Annotated in this window: 16 protein-coding genes, 11 tRNA genes and 1 pseudogene; 17 read left to right on the forward strand and 11 right to left on the reverse strand. The window is 38.8% G+C overall.

The features are described 5' to 3' along the window. Window positions 1–25: 25 nt before the first annotated feature. The 3 genes from L655_RS0114670 (at window position 26) to speB (ending at window position 3,752) form a co-directional block, all read left to right on the forward strand. Window positions 26–424 (forward strand): hypothetical protein, encoded by a 399-nt coding sequence (locus L655_RS0114670; protein ID WP_024605431.1) that lies wholly within the window; start codon window positions 26–28, stop codon window positions 422–424. 487 nt (window positions 425–911) lie between these two features. Continuing rightward, complete coding sequence (gene speA / locus L655_RS0114675; protein ID WP_002958572.1) at window positions 912–2,825, forward strand: biosynthetic arginine decarboxylase; 1,914 nt, start codon at window positions 912–914, stop codon at window positions 2,823–2,825. 3 nt (window positions 2,826–2,828) lie between these two features. Next, window positions 2,829–3,752 carry an agmatinase gene (gene speB / locus L655_RS0114680; RefSeq protein WP_024597470.1) on the forward strand — a complete coding sequence of 308 codons (924 nt, stop codon included), beginning with the start codon at window positions 2,829–2,831 and terminating at the stop codon, window positions 3,750–3,752. A 54-nt stretch (window positions 3,753–3,806) separates the two neighbouring features. Here speB and L655_RS01000000125700 read toward each other — a convergent pair whose 3' ends face one another. The 3 genes from L655_RS01000000125700 to L655_RS0114695 form a co-directional block, all read right to left on the reverse strand. After that, window positions 3,807–4,172, reverse strand: coding sequence for a DoxX-like family protein (locus L655_RS01000000125700; RefSeq protein WP_029752867.1), 366 nt, complete (start codon window positions 4,170–4,172; stop codon window positions 3,807–3,809). 181 nt (window positions 4,173–4,353) lie between these two features. Then, a complete protein-coding gene (locus tag L655_RS0114690) occupies window positions 4,354–5,376 on the reverse strand; it encodes a M48 family metallopeptidase (protein ID WP_024605433.1) in 1,023 nt (340 codons plus the stop codon). Window positions 5,377–5,385: 9 nt separating this feature from the next. Beyond that, window positions 5,386–6,495: a YjgN family protein gene (locus L655_RS0114695; protein WP_002958576.1), complete on the reverse strand. Its 1,110-nt coding sequence runs from the start codon at window positions 6,493–6,495 to the stop codon at window positions 5,386–5,388. A gap of 392 nt (window positions 6,496–6,887) precedes the next feature. On the opposite strand from L655_RS0114695, the gene L655_RS0114700 reads away from it, so the two are divergent. The 10 genes and pseudogenes from L655_RS0114700 (at window position 6,888) to msrB (ending at window position 18,937) form a co-directional block, all read left to right on the forward strand. Continuing rightward, window positions 6,888–7,091: a DUF1656 domain-containing protein gene (locus L655_RS0114700; protein ID WP_024605434.1), complete on the forward strand. Its 204-nt coding sequence runs from the start codon at window positions 6,888–6,890 to the stop codon at window positions 7,089–7,091. A 167-nt stretch (window positions 7,092–7,258) separates the two neighbouring features. Next, the gene (locus L655_RS0114705; protein ID WP_024605435.1) at window positions 7,259–8,119 is read left to right on the forward strand and encodes an HlyD family secretion protein; all 861 of its coding nucleotides are present in this window, start codon (window positions 7,259–7,261) and stop codon (window positions 8,117–8,119) included. Window positions 8,120–8,129: 10 nt separating this feature from the next. Further along, window positions 8,130–10,159, forward strand: a pseudogene (locus L655_RS01000000125705) (FUSC family protein). Window positions 10,160–10,235: 76 nt separating this feature from the next. Then, a complete protein-coding gene (locus L655_RS0114715) occupies window positions 10,236–10,967 on the forward strand; it encodes an RNA methyltransferase (RefSeq protein ID WP_024605436.1) in 732 nt (243 codons plus the stop codon). A gap of 67 nt (window positions 10,968–11,034) precedes the next feature. Continuing rightward, complete coding sequence (locus tag L655_RS0114720) at window positions 11,035–14,436, forward strand: AAA family ATPase (protein ID WP_024605437.1); 3,402 nt, start codon at window positions 11,035–11,037, stop codon at window positions 14,434–14,436. Between the two features lie 74 nt (window positions 14,437–14,510). Next, window positions 14,511–15,278: a cell division protein ZipA gene (gene zipA, locus L655_RS0114725; protein WP_024596342.1), complete on the forward strand. Its 768-nt coding sequence runs from the start codon at window positions 14,511–14,513 to the stop codon at window positions 15,276–15,278. A gap of 80 nt (window positions 15,279–15,358) precedes the next feature. After that, window positions 15,359–17,377, forward strand: coding sequence for an NAD-dependent DNA ligase LigA (gene ligA, locus L655_RS0114730; RefSeq protein ID WP_024605438.1), 2,019 nt, complete (start codon window positions 15,359–15,361; stop codon window positions 17,375–17,377). 10 nt (window positions 17,378–17,387) lie between these two features. After that, window positions 17,388–17,906 (forward strand): DUF2919 domain-containing protein, encoded by a 519-nt coding sequence (locus L655_RS0114735; protein WP_024605439.1) that lies wholly within the window; start codon window positions 17,388–17,390, stop codon window positions 17,904–17,906. Window positions 17,907–17,908: 2 nt separating this feature from the next. Further along, on the forward strand, window positions 17,909–18,349 hold the full coding sequence (locus L655_RS0114740) for a hypothetical protein (protein WP_024605440.1): 441 nt from the start codon (window positions 17,909–17,911) through the stop codon (window positions 18,347–18,349). 147 nt (window positions 18,350–18,496) lie between these two features. Further along, window positions 18,497–18,937 carry a peptide-methionine (R)-S-oxide reductase MsrB gene (gene msrB, locus L655_RS0114745; protein WP_024605441.1) on the forward strand — a complete coding sequence of 147 codons (441 nt, stop codon included), beginning with the start codon at window positions 18,497–18,499 and terminating at the stop codon, window positions 18,935–18,937. 4 nt (window positions 18,938–18,941) lie between these two features. Here the strand turns inward: msrB and L655_RS0114750 are convergent, their stop codons facing one another. The 8 genes from L655_RS0114750 to L655_RS0114785 all read right to left on the reverse strand — a co-directional run bounded on the left by L655_RS0114750 (window position 18,942) and on the right by L655_RS0114785 (window position 22,233). Further along, entirely contained in the window at window positions 18,942–20,588 is a 1,647-nt protein-coding gene (locus tag L655_RS0114750; RefSeq protein WP_029751957.1) for a tetratricopeptide repeat-containing response regulator, read from the reverse strand. A gap of 506 nt (window positions 20,589–21,094) precedes the next feature. Then, window positions 21,095–21,170: transfer RNA gene (locus L655_RS0114755), tRNA-Val, on the reverse strand. Between the two features lie 61 nt (window positions 21,171–21,231). Then, window positions 21,232–21,307 (reverse strand) — tRNA-Val (locus L655_RS0114760). Window positions 21,308–21,339: 32 nt separating this feature from the next. Next, window positions 21,340–21,415: transfer RNA gene (locus L655_RS0114765), tRNA-Val, on the reverse strand. 48 nt (window positions 21,416–21,463) lie between these two features. Beyond that, window positions 21,464–21,539, reverse strand: a tRNA-Val gene (locus tag L655_RS0114770). A 153-nt stretch (window positions 21,540–21,692) separates the two neighbouring features. Further along, window positions 21,693–21,768: transfer RNA gene (locus L655_RS0114775), tRNA-Val, on the reverse strand. A 161-nt stretch (window positions 21,769–21,929) separates the two neighbouring features. Next, window positions 21,930–22,005 (reverse strand) — tRNA-Val (locus L655_RS0114780). 152 nt (window positions 22,006–22,157) lie between these two features. Further along, window positions 22,158–22,233, reverse strand: a tRNA-Val gene (locus tag L655_RS0114785). Between the two features lie 1,174 nt (window positions 22,234–23,407). On the opposite strand from L655_RS0114785, the gene L655_RS0114790 reads away from it, so the two are divergent. The 4 genes from L655_RS0114790 to L655_RS0114805 all read left to right on the forward strand — a co-directional run bounded on the left by L655_RS0114790 (window position 23,408) and on the right by L655_RS0114805 (window position 23,985). Continuing rightward, window positions 23,408–23,483 (forward strand) — tRNA-Ala (locus L655_RS0114790). Window positions 23,484–23,520: 37 nt separating this feature from the next. After that, window positions 23,521–23,596 (forward strand) — tRNA-Glu (locus L655_RS0114795). 144 nt (window positions 23,597–23,740) lie between these two features. After that, window positions 23,741–23,816 (forward strand) — tRNA-Glu (locus L655_RS0114800). Window positions 23,817–23,909: 93 nt separating this feature from the next. Next, window positions 23,910–23,985 (forward strand) — tRNA-Glu (locus L655_RS0114805). The last annotated feature ends 4 nt before the right edge of the window (window positions 23,986–23,989 follow it).

Raw genomic sequence — 23,989 nt, forward strand, 5'->3', positions numbered from 1 at the left:
ACTCATATTTTAATGGAATAAAAGATTGAATATATTATACCTTGTGATTATTTTTATATTTATAGCAGCTAGTTTCCTATTTTTTGCATTTTTAATTTATAGACTACCAAAACCCCTGCAGCAAAAATGTATTGAAGGTGAAATTGTATTTGTTTTTATTGATAAAAATACATGTTTTAGACACTTTCTTGAAACTGTTATTTTAAGAAATAAAGTAGTTACTTTAGCTGATAATAATACGGCCTTTTATGTAAATGCAAATGACTATAAAAAACTCTGGAAAGTTAGTCCACATAAATTATCTACAATAGGCAATACTTACAAGTTGAGGTTAATTACTACGACTTTACTGTTTGGTGGGTATGGTTTATCTACGGTTGAAAATATGACAGAGATAGATAAAAAGCCAATAATAGTTAAATAAAGAGTCAGTTATACAATACTCATAAGTAGTTGTGTGCGGTTATTGGTGCTGGTGGATGTATGCTAAGCGTTTTTGACGTGCAGTTTTTATTCACTTTGCAGAATACATAGGTAATACTTGGTCACAACACGTTGGCTAAATAGCAGTAATTTGAGGTGTTGAGAACACCTTACTCTAATCCATCAAAAGTAAATTTTATAAACAAAGTAACTCAAGATGAATTTTATTGAATGAGCTAACTCATTTTTGCTAATAAAATTTATAATGAGTCATTTAAAAACAGCCATTTTTTATAACTTTTCTTATCTTTAAAAATCATCAAAGTCCTGTTTTATATATGCTAGCGGGCAATAGTTGTTTGGTTATTTTTTTAACATCAAAAATCACTCGTTACGAGCAAAAATACTTGTTGGACTTGAATCTCTATTTTTCTTTTAATGCGCGGCACTAGCCGAGCCGGCATTAATTAAACAAAAGAGAAAGATAAATGAAAGAGACAACATCACTAGAACAAGCTCGTACGAGCTACAATGTTCGTCATTGGAGCCAAGGTTTTTTTGGTATTAATGATCAAGGTGATGTGTATGTTGCGCCCAAGGCTCATGCACCAGAGCAAACCATTGCATTAACAGATATCGCAAAGCAACTACAAGATAAAGGTTTAAGCTTACCTGCTTTAGTTCGTTTTCCGCAAATTTTACACCATCGTGTACACAGCTTATGCGGCGCATTTAATACTGCGATTGAAAACTATGGTTACCCTAAAGACTATCTATTAGTTTACCCGATAAAAGTAAACCAACAACGTGAAGTGGTTGAAGAAATAGTAGCAAGCCAAGCACAAGTAGAAAAAAAGCAACTTGGTTTAGAGGCAGGCAGCAAGCCAGAACTACTCACAGTATTAGCATTAGCTGAAAAAACCAGCGCTGTTATTGTATGTAATGGCTACAAAGATAAAGAATACGTACGTTTAGCACTTATTGGCGAAAAGCTAGGTCATAAAGTGTATATCGTACTTGAAAAGCTTTCTGAGCTAGACATGGTGCTTAGCCAAGCAAAAGAGCTTAACGTAAAACCACGCATTGGTATTCGTGTACGTTTAGCGTCGCAAGGTAAAGGTAAGTGGCAAGCGAGTGGTGGCGAAAAATCAAAATTTGGTTTATCCGCATCGCAAGTTTTACATGTAGTTAATCGTTTAAAAGGCGCAAACCAGCTTGATTTATTGCAGCTTGTGCATTTTCACTTAGGGTCACAAATGGCGAACATTCGTGACGTACGTTTAGGTGTAAGCGAAGCTGCGCGTTTTTACTGTGAGCTACGTAAACTAGGCGCAGAAATTGATTGTCTTGATGTAGGCGGTGGTTTAGCTGTTGATTACGACGGCACGCGTAGCCAATCGCATAACTCTATGAATTACAGCTTAGCTGAATATGCGAATAACATTGTGTACACCATTGGCGATACATGTAAGCAATATGAGCAACCAATGCCGACTATTATTTCTGAGTCGGGTCGTGCGCTTACGGCGCATCATGCTGTGCTTATTTCTAATGTTATTGGTACTGAAAGTTACACGCCAGAAGAGTTAGTAGCGCCAGCGGCAGATGCACCCCTGTTATTAAAAAACATGTGGGCATCGTTTGTACAGTTAACTGATTTAACGGATGACCGTGCATTAATTGAGATTTATCACGACAGCCAAGGTGATTTAGCTGAAGCGCATAACCAATTTGCACTCGGGTTATTAGACTTATCGCAACGTGCATGGGCTGAGCAAATTAATATTCGTATTTGTTATGAACTCAACAAGCACATGGATAATAAAAACCGTTTTCATCGTCCGATTATTGACGAGTTAAACGTACGTTTAGCCGATAAGTTTTTTGTAAACTTCTCGTTATTTCAATCCCTTCCAGATGCATGGGGCATTGATCAAGTGTTTCCGGTATTGCCATTAAGTGGCTTAACTGAAGCACCAAAAAAACGTGCCGTATTACTTGATATAACCTGTGATTCAGATGGCGCACTTGAGCATTACGTAGATGGACAAGGTATTGAAAGCACATTACCTGTACCAGAATTTAGTGCCGATAAACCTTATTTAATGGGCTTTTTCTTAGTGGGTGCTTATCAAGAAATTTTAGGTGATATGCATAACTTGTTTGGTGATACGCACAGCGCAATTGTTAATATGGATGAGCAAGGCGTTGCAAGTATTACCGAGATAAACCAAGGTGACACTGTTGCCGATATGATGCGCTATGTACATTTAGATGTTGAAAGTTTTCAGCAATCATACGAGCAGTTAGTAAGCACTAAAATTGAAAAACACGAACAGCAAAGCGTTTTAGACGAGTTGCAAAGCGGCCTTGATGGCTACACTTATTTAGAAGAGTTATAAGCAATGTCAACTTTGTTTGGTCACGCAGATCACTCATTGTACTCAAATGGGATGACGTTTTTACGCCGTCCTATGGTGCAAAACATTAATGCAATTGATGCAGACGTAGTGGTTTTAGGCTTACCATTTGATTTAGCGACCTCGGGCCGCCCTGGTGCGCGCTTAGGCCCTGATGCAATTCGTCGTGCATCGGTTCATTTAGCATGGGAAGACACTAAATACCCGTGGACTTTCCCGCTGTTTGAGCGCTTAAAAGTGGCAGACGCAGGGGACTTTACTTACCCTGTTGGCGATCCTGAGTATTTTACTGCGCAACTAGAAATGGCTGCTGATCAAATACTTCGCCAAGGTAAAACACTATTAGGTTTAGGGGGCGATCACTTTGTAACGCTTCCGCTATTACGTGCTCATGCAAAAATACATGGCAAAATGGCGTTAGTGCATTTTGATGCGCACACCGATACCTATAGCAATGGCTCGCGTTTTGATCACGGCACTATGTTTTATCATGCACCAATGGAAGGGCTGATTGATGTTGAGCACAGTATACAAATAGGTATCCGTACAGACTTTGATCAAAGTAAACATGAGTTTGCTGTGATTGATGCAATGCAAGCCAACGATTTACATGCTAATGATATTGCAGCGCAAATACTTGAGCGAGTAGGAGACCTACCTGTTTACTTAACGTTTGATATAGATTGTTTAGATCCTGCGTTTGCGCCTGGTACAGGCACTCCTGTGTGTGGTGGTTTAACGTCAGATAAAGTACTTAAAGTACTGCGTGCGCTAAAAGGCATAAACATGGTGGGTATGGATGTGGTAGAAGTATCACCTTCGTACGACCAAAGTGAGCTTACCGCAATTGCTGCAGCAACCATTGCGAGCGAATTACTGCATTTGTGGACGCATAAAAATAAGTACTAATTTTATAAATTTTGTACTACAAAAAAGGGTATGCATTTGCATACCCTTTTTTATTTAGAGGTATCGATTATTCAACTGCTCAATTTCTTTTAACCAAATAACGCTTAGCCCAATAAGCGGCAGGTTAGTAGTTACAGGGTTAAATGCTTCAATAAGCAATTGTGGCTGCATTACAACTACAGCAAGTAAAAGCCCCATAAGCGCCAATATATTTAAAGCTACCAAATGCTTATGTTTATAAAACACAAATAAACACAAGCCAAATATAATTTCGCCAACACCCGCCGAACGTGTAATTAAATCAGACACTTCGGCTGAAAAACCAGCACTGCCAGTCATTAATTTTTCAAGTGGTGCTACGTGATAAAGCTTTGGGAAAAAGCCGTGAATGATACTAACCCAAATAACTATTTGAACAATTTAACGATCTAAATCAATTACTAACGTCGTTAAAAAACTTTTATTTAGAACCACTAAACACAAAGTTTTTTGCCTAGTTACTAAATGATTTATTTAACGTTAAAATAGCCCCCATAGTTAATTGAATTAGTATATCCAACTTAAACTCACTATGTAGCGAGCAAGTTGAATATAACCGCGATTATTTCCTAGCATTGTCAATACGCTCTTGTGCACTTGGGTGGCTAGATAAGTACTCTAATAAGTCATTTACTTTTTCTAGGTGTTCGTTTTCGCTGGTATGGCTTTCTTGCAGCGCTTCTATTGCATCAGCAAAGTCATTACTCGAATACCCAAGCGATTCTAATTGGGTGAGTGCAAAGCTATCTGCCTCGCGTTCCATATCTCGTGAAAACCCTTGCTGAGCAAACGATGCACCTGTACCTAACGCTACTTCGGCAACCCCCTCTAAATCACCAAATACAACCGCTAACACAATAGTACTTGCGGCAGATTGTGCTGTAATGCGTACGCTATGCTGGTGGACTACATGGCCCATTTCGTGTAGCAATACCGCTTTTAGTGCATTGGGTTTATCGGCAAGTAAATTTGCTAAATCATCGGTGACCACGATACGGCCATGGGGTAGTGCAAACGCGTTAGCACCAAAGCTGTCTGATTTATAAAACGATAACCTATAAACCGATTGATCAAGCGATAACGTATTAAGCATACTTGTAAAATGTGCTTGTACTTTAGTTTGCTGCTCTGCGGGCAGCTCACTTGGGTCAAGCGCAATCTTTTTAATTAGTGTAAAACTTTGCTCCCCCATCTGTTCCACAACATTACGTGGCAGGGTATCAACACTATAAACAGCAATGGCCGGTACCGCTTTATAAAGTACTAACCACATAAAAAGTGGTGTAAATATGACTGCGGCTAAAATTACCCATTTACTTTTTTCAAGGCGCTCCATTATGTGATGGTTATTTTCTTTAAATGGCCATCTGTAACTTACATCTTGAGGGATAAAACGACTGCCATCTTCAAAGTTTAATTCGTCGGCAAGTCCTGCCATCCCTGAACTTAATGTTAGACTTGAGATTACGTGGCGAGCGATAACGTGTTCATCGTTGATAACCTCAATGTGTGTGTCGCTAATAGTGGCAACACACACTTGATAGTTACTCGATGCGATGGGGAAAAAATGTCCCTTTACATGCATGGTGAGCTCTTAAGTCAGAGAAAGGTCAATATCAAATACGTTTGCAGCTTCTTCAGCAAATGATGATTGCTGTTCTTGCGCGGTATCGATTAGGTTTAATGCACCAGGATAAATAGTGACGTTAGTTACATCAGCGAGCATTTTTGATGTACGTACTTTTGTCCATGGGTATGCAAGCCCTAAAGAAAATACAATAGCCAACATATTAGTTAATAGTAAAACAGCGAAAGGAATTGGTTTTAGCTCTGATTTAAATGTAGCAACGCCTTCAAAATGGCTGTTATCAAAAATGTGATTTCTAATAGCGGCGTGCCATACAGCAGAAACAATGGCAATCATTAGCACATAGGCAATCATCATAAAGATAGGAAGCATAACCATCGCTGCAGAGTTTTCTAAATTTTGTTGGTTTTCAATATCTACTAAGTTGAGGCCAAATAATCCTAAAATCCCCATAAATACCACCATGGTGATAGAGCTCACTACAAAGCAAATAAGCGCTGTTAGGTAATAGGTTTCGCCTTTAAGATTTACAGTAAGTGGTTTATCGCCATAACTAATATTGCTATGGATATAACTATCAATACGTTTTATAACGTAAGGCATTAATAAATAAAGCGTAAATATGCTTGCAATAGGTAAAAGTATAAAGTTAACAAAGGCTTCGCCATAACTGCCTTTAAAAGCAAAGCGAACATTACGATGGCGGGTCATTCGCAGATTAAAACGTAAACCTTGGTTAATAATCCATGGCATTAAAAAGATAAAACCAAGAGCAATAAATAGGCCTAAAATAGGCATAAAGCTAATTGAGAATGTGTAAATAAAAAATACAACAACCGCTAAAATCCGACCTTTTAAAATTTGTATTGGTGTTGCTAGGTAGTCAAAACTATGGCCATCTATACGGGTGTGGCCGTAAAAATAGCGATGCGTACGTACTTTAGCCCACGCCGAATATATGCCAAGCGTAATAACGCTAAGTAATATATTTACAATCCAAATTCCAAAAAACTCACCACCTTTACCACTAAATTGCACTTTTCCGCTAAAAATTGGTTCAGCAGGTTCATTTATTGGTGGGGTTGTTTCAGATGGGGTAGGGTGTATTGATTCCATTAAATTATATCCATGTTGTTTTTTTGTTAATTTACCCATTTTTAGTGCAAAATTCAATGTTTATAATTATCCAACCCTTCTGCAAACAGCTATAAATAGGCGTTTTAAATATTGAGTTAAATACTCTAATACTTTTTTATAAATAAACCTCGCTGGTTTATTTATTTGGCTGGTAACTGGGGTCTTTAGCTTATTAATATGCGATTTAGCTACTATACATACTTAGTGCTGCTTAAATGTAATGGCATTAATTATGTATTAAGCACACCTACGTACAATTAAGCTAATTGATTTATATGCCAAAATAATAGATTGTAAGAGTAGTGCGGATGTAAATTTATTTAGGTTTTACAGCTTTTATCACCGCTTTAAATAACATTAGGATATTTATTATGTTCCAAGCAGTCGTGTTAGGGGGGTTAGAGTTTAGCCCGCTGATTGTTTACTTCCCAATAGCATTTATTTTAACGGCGTTGACTCGTTTTGCTTTGCATCGACTAGATTGGCATGACCGTATTTGGAAAGTGGCTTGGTTTGAGGTGTCACTATTTGTTTGTTACTTGGCACTCGCCGTCTATTTATACCAATCTGTTTAATTAATTGAGCTATTTGAGGCAAGAAAACCGTGTCGATAACAAGGCAAAAATTTCGTTATTTAGTTGTTCTATATCAGAAATTTTTAACACAGTTAGCGTCAGGTTTAAGCCCTCAAATTACTCAAGTATTATTGCGGGTTGGTATTACTAAGTGGAAGATAAATTGAATGATTAAATATCTGCGTATTACTTTTACTATCTTGATTGTTATAGCTGCGGTTTTTGCTGGGCGTTGGGTATGGACTGACTACATGCATACTCCTTGGACGCGTGATGGGCGTATTCGAGCCGATATTGTCACGGTTGCTCCAGACGTGTCGGGTTGGGTAACTGCTTTAAATATTAAAGATGGTCAAAACGTACAAAAAGGCGAAGTACTTTTTAATGTTGATAAAAAGCGTTATCAAGCAGCGCTTGATAAAAGTAAAGCAAACACAGAAAACGCATTGTATACATGGGAACTTGCTAAACATAAATACGAAAGACGTGTTGAGCTAAACACTCAACAGGCAATAAGTGAAGAAACTTTAGAATCAACGCGTATCAATACTAAAATTGCTGAGGCAAATTATAACCTAGCTAAAACAGAGCAAACAATTGCGCAGTTAAATGTTGATAGAACTAAAATTGTTGCGCCTGCATCAGGGCAAATAATTAATTTAAATTTACGCCAAGGTAACTATGTAGCTCAAGGCACACCTGTTTTTGCTATTGTTCAGTCAGATTCATTTTACGTAACGGGTTACTTTGAAGAGAGTAAAATACCGCTTATTTATCCTGATCAAAAAGCTAAAATAGCGCTTCTAAGCGGTGGTAAGCAATTAACAGGGCACGTAATGAGTGTAGGTAAAGCCATTGCAAATACGAATACACAAAGTAACGGTCAGCTTTTACCGCAAGTGCAACAAACATTTAATTGGGTACGTTTATCACAGCGTATACCTGTTGATATTAAGTTAGATTCATTGCCCGAAAATACACAGCTTAGCGCAGGAATGACGGCCACTATACATCTCGCTACACGTTAAGGGGAATACAGTGGGCGTTGTATTACAAAATTTGTTTTTTCCTAAAAAACAGGCAATTATTTTTGCGACTAAGGGCGTTATAGCCATGGTGATGGCGCTCACTATTGCTATGTCGCTTAATCTTGAAAGGCCTTATTGGGCGTTAGTCTCGGCTATATTTTTGCAATTACGCCCGCAAAGCGGATTGGTTATTGAAAAAGCAATTTGCCAAATAATAGGCACCATAGTGGGCGGTTTATTTGGCATATTGCTTTTAACTCAGTTAATTCTCTACCCTTATTTAGCGCTCGGTGCACTGGCATTATGGTTGGGGGTGAACTCTGCGTTATCGGCAATGGTACGCCAAGCAAACTTTGTGTATGCGTTTGCTATGGCCGGNCCGCCATTATTGTACTTTTAGTCATGGTTACTCCGGCAATGGTGAGCAGCCAAAGTATATTTGATATTGCACAAGCGCGAGTAAGCGAAATAATAATAGGCTCTGTATGTGCTGGGCTTGTGAGTCATCTATTTTGGCCTGTAAAGGTTAAACATTTACTGCAAACACAAGCGCGGTCGGTTATAAATCAAACGTTACATTATTTAGTTATTGAGCTTGATTCTAAGGGCTCGCACGAAAACCGTCATCAGCAAATAGATGGCATTATGGCAACATTGGGATCAATAAACGAAGATTCCAGCGCAGTAAGGTACGAAGGACCAAAAGGTCCAGGGCGCTCGCGTGCTGCAAATCAGTTGTCGCAAAAAGTACTTTCTTTATTGGCCTTAATTCAAATAATTGGCCGTCTACAGCGAAACCACGAAGACCTTATTACACCTACTTTAGATAAATTAATAAGTAAACTTAAGCACGTATTTGCGCAAATTAAGGAGTCTGACGATTTTGATTACTGCGCCGAACAAGTTAAAACGCTGCGTAAAGAGCTAACCGACTATAGAGCAAATACGGTGTGTGATTCGCCATTTGAATCTCACATGCTCAATGTGAGCTTAGAAGTAGCAGCCGACTTAACAATTTTACTACGCGCATACAGAGCGTTAGAAGAGCGTGATAAAACATTATTAAATGCACCCAGTATGCTTACATATCGCGACCCATTAGCTGGCATTATTGTTGGATTTAGAACTGCTTTGGTATTTTCTATCGGCGCATTTATTTGGATTAATACAGGTTCTTCTGCTGCATTATTAATTATGATTTTACCGGTCATATTTTCGATAATGTTGGCGAGAATACCGTTAGCTATTTTACAGGTGGTAATAAAGCGTTTATTGGTAGGCGTGGTGGTTGCTGCTATTGTAACTATTTTTTACGCACTCAATTTATTATCACAAAGTGGTGGGCAATTAGAAATATTGCTACTTGTATTAGCAGGGCCTTATTTTTTGGGTTTACTGCTGCTAGCTGATCAACAAACATTGCCATATGGCTTGGGGTTTTGTATCCCATTTACGATTTTGGTAAGACCCAGTACCGATATGAGCCTTGCGTTTTCAATCGATTACACACTTAGCTCTGCAATGGCAATTTTTGCGGGGGTGAGTATTTTATTTTGGATTTTTCAGTTATTCACAGGCCCGAGTGTACAATTACTTGTTCATCGTGTTTTTAAGGCCACTTATAAAGATTTACTCGAAATAAATAACCATCCAACCCCAAGTATTTGGTATAACCGCCGCATGGCCGATAGGTTAATTCGCCTAACTAATTACGATCAAGGTTCACACTCACGCGTAATTACTGATCTTGCACTAACCGCTCTAAATTTAGGGCATGCGTCGGTTCGATTAAACTCAATTTGTGAAAATTTGGCTGGTAATACAAAGCTAAAGTATTTAAATGAGTGGCAGCGTACATTAGCCGATGCATTTATGTTGGCAACCAAGGGCAAATTTAATAATAAGTTTAAGCAAGCGTCAGATAATCTTTATGGGGAATTGGCTCAGACGGTGGACGATTCAAATCAATTAGAGGCAATAAAAGGCATGTTTATTCGCATTAATCTGACCTTTGAAAGAAGTGCGAGTAAGATAAATTAGCCCCATTCGCTGCTTTTCGAGTTCAGATGTTATAACGAAATCTGTTATACTTGCTGGATAATTTTATGGGGCTGTTATGATTTCAAAAAACCAACTCAAACTTATTCGCCAACTTGGCCAAAAAAAGTACCGAAAGCAATATAATCAATACCTTGTACAGGGTGAGAAAAACGTACTTGAGTTATTAAACAGCCCATTAAATGTGGTTAATATTTTTGCTACAAACGAATTTATAAATGCGTACCAAGGTAAGTATCAGCACGCTAATTTTATTGAAGCTGATGAAGAAGTCCTCACCAAAGCCAGCACGCTAGTTAGCAATAATGCAGCCATTGCTATTGTTGATATGCCAAAGGCAGCTTTACCACAAGCAAGTGGCTTAATACTCGCACTTGATGGCGTATCAGACCCTGGTAATTTAGGCACAATAATAAGAGTGGCAGACTGGTACGGTATTAAACAAATAGTAACTAGCACCGACAGCGCAGACGCTTACAACCCAAAAACAATTAGCGCCACGATGGGCTCATTTGTAAGGGTATCGGTAAGCCAAATAGATTTACCTGATTACCTACAGTCTTTAAATTTACCTGTTTACGGTGCTTTTTTAGATGGGCAAAGCGTGCATAAAACCCAATTTACGGGCTCAGGCGTTTTACTAATGGGCAGTGAGTCGCATGGAATACGCGAGACATGTGCAAAATTAGTAACTAATAAAATCACCATCCCCGCTTTTGGTGGTGCAGAATCGCTTAATGTTGCAATGGCGACCGGTATTATTTTAGATAATTTTAAACGACAAGCTTAACAATTTAACTGTTAATGAGTTAAATTGTTTGTAATCAATAACAATAATAATCGGTAATAACAATAAGATGCGCTTAAGCACTATTAAATTAGCGGGCTTTAAATCCTTTGTAGAGCCCACTAAAATTCCATTTCCTGATCAAATGACGTGTGTTGTTGGCCCCAATGGCTGTGGCAAATCTAACGTTATTGATGCAGTACGATGGGTGCTAGGTGAAAGCTCTGCTAAAAACCTGCGTGGCGACGCCATGACCGACGTTATTTTTAATGGCTCAACTAATCGAAAAGCCATATCACAAGCCTCTGTAGAGCTTGTTTTTGATAACGATAAAGGAAGTCCTTCAAACACATTTGCCGATCGAAACCAAATTGCTATTAAGCGTTTAGTAACGCGCGACGGACAGTCACTGTATTTTTTAAATGGCAGTAAATGCCGTAAGCGTGATATTACCGATATATTTTTAGGCACCGGTCTTGGTCCACGTAGTTACGCAATTATTGAGCAAGGGATGATCTCGCGCTTAATAGAAAGTAAACCACAAGAGCTGCGCGTATTTTTAGAAGAAGCCGCTGGCGTTTCTAAATACAAAGAGCGTCGCCGTGAAACACAAACTCGTATAAAGAGCACTCGCGAAAACCTTGAACGTTTGTTAGATGTGCGTAAAGAATTACAAAGCCAGCTCGATAAATTGGCTGTGCAGTCGGTTGATGCAAAAAAATACCGCGAATTAAAAGTACAAGAACGTACGCTAAAAGGCCAAATTGCCGTTTTAAAATGGCAAAAGTTACATCAGCAGCAACTTGAAAAAAGTGCCCAAATTAAAAAACTTAATGATCAAATTTTGTTTTTTAAAACCGCTAACTCAGGGCATGACGATGTACTTGCAAGCCTAGAGGGGCAAGTACAAGCCCAGCAAGATAAACTAAGCGATGCACAGCATCAGCAACATGTAATACACACCGAGCTTACTCGCGCTGAGCAACAACAAATCAATGTAAAGCAGCAAACCCAAACGCTTAAACAAAGTTTAATTAAATTACAGCAACGCCAAATTCAAAGTGCTGAGGTAAAATCGCAGCAGCAAATTGTGTGCGAGCAACTTAATGAAGCCCTGCAAGAGGCAAATGAAAACGCCTTAATATGTGAAGAGCAAGTTAGTGGGTTAACGCATGAACTTGAGGAATTATTAGCACTTAAGCAGCGCCACCATACTCATTGGCAAGCTTTGTGTGAGCAACAGCAACAGCTTAATAATAACGTGCAACTACATAGTAGTCACATTAAACAAACTCAGCAGCAAATAAGCCACGTTAACGAGCAAATTGATCAGTTAACTGTTCAGCTTAGTGAGCTACAAAGTAGTGATGTAGAGCAGCAGTTAATACAGCAAACACAGCAAACACAAACCTTAACTCAAGAACTTGCCGCTAAACAAACAGCACATACGAAGTGCACTGCTAAGCTTGAAGTGCAAAATGAGCTTGTTAATAACTCACAAAAACAATATTCGACGCTCACTCAAACAATAAACGAGTTAAAAGCCAGTATAACGGGGCTTAAAAGTACATTAGGGCTTGATGAGAAAAGTGAACGTACTAATGGTTTGTTTAATCAGCTAGGTGTTAAAGAAGGCTTTGAGCTTCTAATAGAGCAAGCACTTAAATCTTTAGAGCATTTAAATGTAAGTGAGCAGCAAGCTGATAACAGTGTGTGGCCAAATAGTGATAAAAGCATGCCAACAAATAGCTTAGCTACATATATAACAAGCGGTGTTTATCCAGAGCATTTAGCACGTATTGCTTATAGTGAAAGCGGTGATTTAGAAATACTAAAAGATAGTTTTTATACAGCCATTATGGATAAAAACGGTGCTTTATATGGTCGTAACTGGCATGTAAGTGCCGAATGTAATGCAGAAAACTCATTACTTTTAAAGCATAAGCAATTGCAAGATAAAGCTCAGCAGTTAAATAATGCCGAGGACGAGCTAAAACAAGTAACACACACTCGTGACGAACATACAGCTGAGCAAATAAAATTAATTAACGAACAAAGCGAGCTTAAAGAAGCCATACATGAGCTTGCGCAAAATATAGCAGTAGCCAGTACGCGCAGCGATATGCTCAAACAGCAAGTAGCGCACTTTAAGTTACAACTAGAAAAGCTACAGCAACAAAAACAGCAATTAACCACTGCGCTTTTACAATTAAATACCGTGCTTGATGAGCAAGTAGCGCAATTTGAAGTGTTAAATGAGCAGCAACTCAACTTAGCGGATGAAGTAGACGCTGCAAATAGTTTGCGCTCACAAAGTGATAAAAGTTATAGCGAAGCATTAAGCATGCTTGAGCAATATAAAACACAAGCGCATAAGGCAACGCTCTCAGAGCAAAAGGCACGCAGTGAATGGCAGTTAAGCCAAACCAAATTGAGCCATGCAGAGCAAGAGCACGTTAGTGCATCTGAAGGTGCGCAAGAACTACTTAGTGAAATAGAAGAGCTGCTAATACCAGAGCAAGAACTTAGCGATAAAATTACGCAGCTCTTAGCACAGCATCAAAAAGGTGAGCAGGCATTAGTATTGCTACAAAAAGAATTAGCTCAGGCGAAAGAGAGCTTAAACACTAAGCAAATAAGCCTTAAAAATTCACAAGGTGAGCTGGTGGGCTTGCAAGAGCAGCACCAAAAGCTAACAATTGAAGAACAAAGTTTAGTAATAAAAGCGCAAGTTGCGCTTGAGCCATTAGAAGAATTAAAACAAAGCTTAAAAGCAATACTTGATGAATTACCAGATTCATTAAATTTAAGTGCAGCACAAAATCAGTTAACAGGATTTACTAATCAGTTAGATAAATTAGGTGCAGTAAACTTGGCGGCAATAGAAGAGTTTGATTTAGCCAAAGCACGTAGTGACTATCTTGATAATCAATTAGATGATTTAACAAAAGCGTTAAGCACCCTTGAAGGTGCAATTCGTAAAATTGATATTGAGACCAAAACACGCTTTAAAGCGACGTTCGATCAAGTTAACGAAGACTTTGCTGAGCTATTTCCTAAAGTTTTTGGTGGTGGGAGCGCGTATTTAGAATTAACCAGTGACGATTTACTCGAAAGTGGTGTTAGTATAATGGCACGACCACCGGGTAAGAAAAATTCAACAATTCATTTGTTAAGTGGTGGAGAAAAAGCGCTGACCGCATTATCATTAGTGTTTTCTATATTCAGGCTCAATCCAGCTCCTTTCTGTATGCTGGACGAAGTAGATGCACCACTAGATGATGCCAACGTTGTGCGTTTTTGCCGTTTGGTTGAAGAAATGTCACAATCAGTGCAGTTTATTTATATTAGTCATAATAAAATTGCGATGGAAATGGCAGGTAGATTAACAGGTGTTACTATGGCAGAACCTGGCGTATCGCGTATGGTTGCTGTAGATATAGAGCAAGCTGTGCAACTTGCACACGCATAAATTTTTATAACAAGTGTATTAGTTTTTCATTAATATACAGGTTTTAGGCATATCAAATAATAAAAGGTGAGGGGATGGCCGAACAATTAAGATGGGTTTTAATCGTTATCAGTGTAATTGTCATTGGTGGTTTATTAATACATGGATTGTGGTCAGTTAGAAAAAAAGACCGCCCAGAAGTATCGGATAATGAACGGGTTGAGCCATTACAACAAAGCGCACCAGCTTCATCTAAACCGTTTCGTACTGAGGCTGAGCCAAAAGAGCCAATGCAAGACGAACGTGATGAGCCACAATTTGGCGAGCTTAACTTTGATGCAAATGAGCCGCAAATTGATACAAGCGTGCCAGAAACACCGATTGAAGACGACCTAGAGATAGTTGATGATCTTGAAACAAAAGATCAAAGTGCTGAAGAAGCGCCTGCTCAAATGTCTGACTTTGTTATTGTGCATATTCAAATGCCAGAAGAGCTTAGTATGCAGGGCAGTAAATTATTACCAGCAGTTAATACTTTAGGTTTTAAATATTCAGAGGAAGGTTTTTTTAATCGCCACTTAGATCCGGCTGGCCAAGGCCCTGTTTTATTTAGATTAGTAAATATGTATAACCCAGGTACGTTTGATATTGATAATATGGAACAATTTAGTACCGCTGGGGTAAGCTTATTTATGACGTTACCGTGCGACGGCGATGGTCTAGCGGCATTTAATATGTTGCACAGCGCAGCTAAAAAGTTAGCGGATGAATTTGGTGCACAAATTTTAGATGCTGAGCGAAATGAAATGACAGTAGAGCGCATCAGGCAATATGTTGAACAGGTTCGTTCTTTTTCAGCGTAAATAACGCATACATTATATTTTTATAAGCCACTGGACGGTGAATCGTCAAAGTGGCTTTTTTTATGTTTATTGAGGTTTAAATGTCTAGCAGCATTAGTGAGCAAGTTAATCATCTTCGTACTACATTAGAGCAACACAACTATAATTATTATGTGCTCGACACCCCCAGTATTCCTGATTCTGAATACGATAGGTTATTACGCGAATTAAGCGCACTAGAGATGCAGCACCCTGAATTTTTAACCGCCGACTCTCCGACACAAAAAGTAGGCGGTGCCGCACTGAGTAAATTTGAGCAAGTAGCGCACCAAGTACCCATGTTATCGCTTGATAACGCGTTTAGTGAAGAAGAATTCACTGCGTTTAATCGTCGTATAAAAGAGCGCTTAATGAGTACTGATGAGCTTACTTTTTGTTGTGAGCCAAAACTTGATGGATTAGCCGTATCAATTATTTATCGTGATGGTGTGCTTGTACAAGCGGCTACGCGAGGTGATGGTTTTACCGGTGAAAACATTACTCAAAATGTTAAAACCATTCGTAATGTACCGCTTAAGTTACGTGGTGATTACCCAAAAGAGCTTGAAGTGCGCGGCGAAGTATTTATGGACAGCGCTGGCTTTGATAAATTAAATACTGAAGCGCAAAAACGCGGTGAAAAAGTATTTGTTAACCCGCGTAATGCAGCCGCGGGGAGTTTGCGTCAACTCGATTCTAAAATTACAGCTAAACGCCCACTCATGTTTTATGCCTATAGTACCGGGCTTGTAGCTGATGGCAGTATTCCTGAGGATCACTATCAGCAATTAGAAAAGTTAACTGACTGGGGGTTGCCACTGTGCCCAGAAACAAAATTAGTTGAAGGTCCTAAAGCCGCGCTTGAGTACTACAGCGATATTTTAACGCGCCGTGGCGAGCTTAAATATGAAATTGATGGCGTAGTAATAAAAATAAACCAAAAGGCCTTACAAGAGCGTTTAGGCTTTGTGGCACGAGCTCCCCGCTGGGCTATTGCGTATAAATTTCCGGCGCAAGAGGAAATAACCCAACTACTTGATGTTGATTTTCAAGTCGGTCGTACTGGCGCCATTACACCGGTTGCACGTTTGAAGCCTGTTTTTGTGGGTGGCGTTACCGTATCAAATGCAACGCTTCATAACAGTGATGAAGTTGCACGTTTAGGCGTAAAAGTAGGTGATACAGTTATTATTCGCCGTGCTGGAGATGTAATCCCACAAATAACGCAAGTTGTACTTGAGCGCCGCCCTGATGATGCCAGAGATATCGAATTTCCAGTAACTTGTCCTATTTGTGACTCTCATGTTGAAAAGGTTGAAGGCGAAGCTGTCGCTCGTTGTACGGGTGGGCTTGTATGTCCTGCACAACGCAAACAAGCAATTAAACACTTTGCGTCACGCAAAGCGCTGGATATAGACGGCCTTGGCGATAAAATTGTTGATCAGCTGGTAGACAGAGAGCTTATAAAAACACCCGCTGATTTGTTTGTTTTAAAACAAGGACATTTTGAGTCACTTGAACGAATGGGACCTAAGTCAGCCAAAAATTTAGTAACAGCCCTTGAAGAGGCGAAAGGCACTACGCTTGCTAAGTTTTTATATTCATTAGGTATTCGCGAAGCAGGTGAGGCAACAGCACAAAATTTAGCTAATCACTTCCTTACCCTTGAAAATATAATAAATGCCAGCATTGATAGTTTAACGCAGGTAAGTGATGTAGGCGAAATAGTTGCAACGCATGTTCGTGGCTTTTTTGATGAAGAGCATAATTTAGCAGTTGTTAATGCGCTTATAGAGCAAGGCGTAAACTGGCCAGCGTTGAGTGCACCTTCTGAAGAAGAGCAACCACTCGCAGGACTTACATATGTACTTACCGGCACGCTTAATACACTTAACCGCAATGATGCTAAAGCTCGCTTGCAGCAATTAGGTGCTAAAGTATCTGGTAGCGTATCAGCGAAAACTGATGCGTTAGTCGCAGGTGAAAAAGCAGGTTCAAAACTAACTAAAGCGCAAGATTTAGGTATCGACATACTCACGGAAGATGAATTAATTGAGCTGCTTAAAAAGCATAATGGCTAGGAAAGCGACAATGAGCCGATATGGGCCAGAATACTGGGATAAGTACGGAAGTTACCGTACACCTATAGCATTTCATTTAAGTTTGCTGGTGCTTTTACGTGGCTATTTTATTTGGGTGATTGCGGCTTTAAGCCGCAGGCCTGAACTGGATTTAATGTCGTTATTTTTTAAAAATAAAAATGATTTTTTTATCGCAATAGCAATTGGAAGTATTGCAATAATACCGACTATTTTATTTTGTTTACGCAGACCACGAGATTCACACAGTGCGAGCGATAAGTTAGCAAAAATATGGCGGCATATGCGCTGGCCCCTTATTGTATGTGCTGTTGTTGATTTAACATGGTTAAGTATTCAAGCCGCGCATAGCCATTATCGATTTTCATCATTTTTAGCAGTACAAATGATGATTGTTTTATGGGTATTGTGGTATTTGGTGAAAAGCCGTTATTTAACCGTTTTTTTTAATGATTGGCCTGAGCCGACAGAAAAAGCATCAGAAGAAAAAAAGCGACTTAAAAGGGATTAGTTGTGGACGCTGTAAATAAAAAAATAGCGATAGCTATATCGTTAATAGGCTTAGTGCTTGTTATTTTAATGATTAGCACTGAGCTTTTAGAGTCTATGTGGTTTAAAGCGCTATTTGGGTTGTGGGTATTTGTTTTTTGCTCAAGCGTTTATAGGCTAACGCCCTTATTTAAATCAAGAAATAGGCTAGAGGATTTTATTCAGCGAGATGCCCAACATTTACTACTTTTTAGTTTGATGGGATTTTTTGATAAAAAGCATGGTCCAAATTGGTTAGTTATTGAGAGTATTGAACGCATAACAACAAAGGATGATGAGCTAATTATTTACAGTAATAACGAGCGCCAAATGAGTGTTAGTTTACCTGTAAAAAAAGCAGAGCTAGATAGTTTTATTAAACGAATACTTACCGACTCAGAAAAACAAAATATTACCTTTAGCTGAGGAGATTACCTTTAAAATTGAACGAGTTTTAGTTTTAAACGCTCAACACTCTTTAGCTGATCTTTAGTGTATTAAATAACGTAATAATTAACCGTACTTCTTATAAATTTATTAAGTACGGTTAATCAACTATTCAATGAGGCTATTATGTTGAAGTGGAATGATGTTATTAACTTTGCCACCAACGGCAATCCTACCCCAAGTAAAAAAGTAGTCAAAACTGACGAGCAGTGGCGGATGCAACTATCAGAAGATGAATATTACGTAACACGTAAGAAAGGAACAGAGCGCCCAGATAGCTCGGGTAGTTGTACATTACTCGAACCTGGCAAGTATGTGTGTATTTGCTGTGATAACCTATTGTTTGATGCCGATGAAAAGTTTGATAGTGGCACTGGTTGGCCGTCATTTACGCAACCTGCGACAATTGAAGCGATTGGTTATGTAAACGATACAAGTCATGGTATGGAGCGCATAGAGGTGGTTTGTAATGTGTGCGATTCGCACTTAGGCCATATTTTTCCAGATGGCCCATTACCAACAGGTTTACGTTATTGCGTTAATGCCGCAGCAATGAAAAAGATCTAATATTTTATTTACTAGCGCTTTGAATATCTAAATTCATTTCTTTTGCTATATGTAAAATCTTATCTAAACGCTGCGTCTGATCTGCTTGTAATTTAGCTTTATCAAGAAGGACGTAGCATCTTTTAGCAAGTTCCATATTAAATGAACTACCTGATTGCTTGGTTGAATCAAATAGGCACTGTAATAAATTAAGTGCGATACTTTGATTACGAGGCATGACTCTAAACGCTTGTGTGAAAGCTTCTAGCGCAGTATTTAATTGGCCTTTATTAAATTGATTAACTGCATGGTTATTAAGCTCTTTCGGCCCCATTTTAATATCGCGTCGCTCACTTTGTTGCTGCTGAATATAACGCAAGTAGGTTGTGTCGCTAACTGCAGGGTGTCTTTCACAGTGGGTAATTATTTGTGTAAATAAGGTTTGCGCCTTTTGATGAAACCCCAGTTCATGAAATGCTTTTGCCTTATCAAGTGCGCCATCAACCGATCGGATATGAGTATCGTCATCATCAAGCTGTTCAATTAGCTTTTTCGCTTTTTGGTGCTCATCTTTTAAATAATGAAGCCGTGCATTAAGTACATCAATTTGAGCTTGGTTTGTATTATTAGGAAACTGTTTTTTTAAATCATTAATGTATTGATTAGTTTGCCTAGAAATTCGTTGAATTTGATCGGTTTGATCAGTCGTTAGCGCAAAGTCGATACCTGCACGTGCTGCATTTAAATATACATCGGGGTGGTCGTGTATTGAGTGCTTTGCAAAGGTGGCTATATCTTTTTGAGTTAAATAGCTTTTTTCGTAGTCGTGATTAATTAGCGACACATTACTTAACGATTTTTGGCGTGTGATGTTTCGCGGTGCAATGTCTGCTGCTTGACTTAAAAAGCTTTGTGCTAGCTCAAACTGATTTAGCTTTATTTCTAATCTGCCCAACAAATCAAGGGCTACTAAACGAGTTTCTTGGCGCTCTAACATTGTCTTGAGCATTCGCTGCGCCAAAATATGTTCGTTATTCGCTATAAGTGCCTCTACTAAACCTACTTTTGCCCAAGCAAATTTTTGAATATCGAGAACAGACTTAAAAAAGTCTTTTGCATCTTGAGCACGCTTTAAGCGAAGTAGGGCATCGCCTTTTAAGCGAAGTAGGATAGGACTGTAATTATTATTTTTTTTATCCAGAGCGGTATCAATAAATTTAATAGCTTTTGAATCGTTACCATCATCAATTAATGAATACACTGTTTGTAAGTCGTGTTTACGCTTTAAGATTCGTTCAATGCGTGTTTTAAGCTCTTGTACTGTAAAAGGCTTAACTAAAAAGTCATCTGGCTGCAGCTCAAGAACACTATGAACGAGTGAGCCACTTGTTTCTGCTGAGATAAAAATAAAGCCAGTCGAACTTTTTATGAGCTGCTTTACACGTAGCTCTTCATAAAGCTGGTAGCCATCTTGGTGTTTGTTTAAGTTGAATGAGCAAACTATTAGATCAAATTCTTCACTTAAACACTGCTCTTTTGCAGAGTTTGCATGATCAGCAAAGCGCAACTGCCGAAAGCCAAGCCTTTCTAACGATTGTTTCATATAGCTTTGAGCAAGTGGCTGCTCCTCTACTATAAGTATTTTGGCTTTTGAATAGATCTTAGTTGGCATTGGCTTAAGCGTAATTGTATTTAACACAGACTATAATCAACAGTTTAACTCCTTACAAGGGAATTTAAATGATAGCTGTATTTATTAGGTACTTAACTTTGTCTAATACGTTTATCTAACTTCGAAAGTACTGAGCCGAATAGCATAATTAAAAACTAAATAAGTAAAATGGAAACGCTATATTTGATGAGCGCTTTGATATGGTAATTTAGATTTTAATAAAAATATGAAATGTATTTAAGGTAAAAAGAGGAGTTAAACGTATTTAATGTGGGAAAAAGTTATTACTAGAGAGGTTATCTGATGGTATTTATATGTGGTGGGTGATTACTTGGCTTGATACCAGTGATCCTCGCCATTACTTGTAAAGGGTGGTGATGCTCTTTTTCTTACGGCTAAGTTAATTACATACGATTTATATATTGAGTTTTTATAAAGTTCTTAAATGTATTTAATATGAAAAGAAAGAGTTATAACTAGAGAAGTTATCTGATGGTATTTATATGTGGTGGGTGATACTGGACTTGAACCAGTGACCCTCGCCTTGTAAGGGCGATGCTCTCCCAACTGAGCTAATCACCCACATATAATAGATATGCCTGTTATTTAATTTTTTATTATCAATTAACCGCTTGATGTAATTTGGTGGGTGATACTGGACTTGAACCAGTGACCCTCGCCTTGTAAGGGCGATGCTCTCCCAACTGAGCTAATCACCCAAATTACATTTTAATATGCACCATTCTAGGAATGGTGGGTCGTACTGGACTTGAACCAGTGACCCTCGCCTTGTAAGGGCGATGCTCTCCCAACTGAGCTAACGACCCATATTAAATTTTAAAACGCGACTATTGATATAATAATAGGTTTATATGTGGTGGGTGATACTGGACTTGAACCAGTGACCCTCGCCTTGTAAGGGCGATGCTCTCCCAACTGAGCTAATCACCCACATATAAATTAAAACGCTACTATTAAAATAAATAGTACTGGACTTTAACCAGTGAACCTCGCCGTTAATTGTAAATAGCGGTGATGCTCTCTTTTTTCTAACTGAGCTAACGACCCATTTAGATTTTCTTGTAATATGCACCATTTAAAAAATGGTGGGTCGTACTGGACTTGAACCAGTGACCCTCGCCTTGTAAGGGCGATGCTCTCCCAACTGAGCTAACGACCCATATTACATGCTACTACCGATATAGATAGTACTGGACTTTAACCAGTGAACTTCGCCATCTTTTATAAAAGGCGGTGATGCTCTCTTTTCTTGTAACTGAGCTAACGACCCATATTACAATTTTAAAACACGACTATTAATATAGTAATAGGTTTTATATGTGGTGGGTGATACTGGACTTGAACCAGTGACCCTCGCCTTGTAAGGGCGATGCTCTCCCAACTGAGCTAATCACCCACATATAAATTAAAACGCTACTATTAAATAAATAGTACTGGACTTTAACCAGTGAACTTTGCCGTTACTTGTAAGTAGCGGTAATGCTCTCTATTTTCTAACTGAGCTTATGACCCATATAGAATTTAGATGTGAACACTTTAACTAAAAAGTGGTGGGTGATACTGGACTTGAACCAGTGACCCTCGCCTTGTAAGGGCGATGCTCTCCCAACTGAGCTAATCACCCACATCTAAACAACATTGCATTGCTGCGTTGTTGTGGGGCGCTATTATAGATAGAGTTGGAAATGTGTCAACACTTGAATGATAAAAATGTGCTGAATGAAGGTTTTATAAACAATAGGATATGGTTGAAGTCTATTTTATCATCAAATTTGATATTGCAGTTCAATTAAGCACCTAAAAGTGAGTAGGGAATTGTACTTTATTAACCTTAAATTTAGTTTTACGATACTCATTGTTTTTTTACTGGGGTCGTTTTTATGATTATGAGCCAGATGGATTAATATTAGGGCGAGTTATTTAGTGAATAGAGCGGTCCTTTAAAAATGAATTTAATCTAAACTTCCCAAAACAAATGCTATTTCAGCATTCTAAACTCTATTTTTGTACTTACTTTATTTTTATAAGCCAACCTAGCCATCTCGTAAATACGTATTCCTCGCTACTAGCCTTCGGATTAAGACTAAATAGATCACATATAACTAGGGCGTGTTGACCTTTGTGGATTCAAATTTGTTCAATCTAGGACGATTAAATCGCGGCGCGAGGTTTGTAACCTAGTGGGCTCGGTAACTGCTCCTGCGTTACCCTAATGGCTTACATCCATGTAAGAATAAGTAAAAACCGAGCAAAGCTTCCGCTTCACCCACCAAAGATCAACCCGCCCTGAAGTTTTATACATAGAATTACGAAGCAACAGTGCTCTTTTAAAAATGCTCTTTAAACAATAATCGAATTTTTTAGTACGAGTTACGCTGGTTATTAAGCAAGTAAAGGCTGCGGGTACTCTCAAACCCACATTTAAGTTTTGGTTATTATAAGCAATTGTAACTTTTAAAAGATTAAGGCGATTGGCGGGGCCTTAATTGGTAGTTTTTAGATAAGTTTAATTTGCATATAAATGTATACCTTTGCTTTGATGCAATTTTGTTTCATTAAATGGGGGAGTGGGGGCTATTGAGTATTCGCTGCAATATAGTGATGTTATTATAAGCAGTAGGGTTAGAATCTTATTCAAATTGTATTTTTTAGCACGCTTGATAGCCAGTTTGTTGAAAATTAAACCATTTAAATAAAGCTAGGTAAAAAACTATTGACTTTATTTTGGGTGGTGCATAGAATGCGCCCCGCACTAAGCGATACACGATGTGTTTATCACGACGGGTATTGATTAAGTTGGGGCCATAGCTCAGCTGGGAGAGCGCTTCGCTGGCAGTGAAGAGGTCTGCGGTTCGATCCCGCATGGCTCCACCAAAAATTAGTGTTTTGTCCTAGGGTAGCAGTTTTCTGTGTCCCCATCGTCTAGAGGCCTAGGACACCGCCCTTTCACGGCGGTAACAGGGGTTCGAATCCCCTTGGGGACGCCACTTAACTTTTATTAGTTAAAGGCGGTTTTACCGAGAAAATAGCGTCACAATTAAAGCTCGAGTCTTTACTTGTATTAAACGCAATTACCTTAAAGCTCATGATGTGAGTTAAACTTATCAACTGTCCTAGTGACACATTTATGTGTCCCCATCGTCTAGAGGCCTAGGACACCGCCCTTTCACGGCGGTAACAGGGGTTCGAATCCCCTTGGGGACGCCACTTACTTATTTTTTATAGGGAAGTGAAGTGTTATTAAGAAAGCTCGCCTGAAACGAGTCTAAAAATTCAGTTGTCCTAGTGACACATTTATGTGTCCCCATCGTCTAGAGGCCTAGGACACCGCCCTTTCACGGCGGTAACAGGGGTTCGAATCCCCTTGGGGACGCCACTTA

It is taken from the genome of Pseudoalteromonas sp. TAE79, assembly GCF_000498015.1.
In the GTDB taxonomy this organism is placed as follows: Bacteria; Pseudomonadota; Gammaproteobacteria; order Enterobacterales; family Alteromonadaceae; genus Pseudoalteromonas.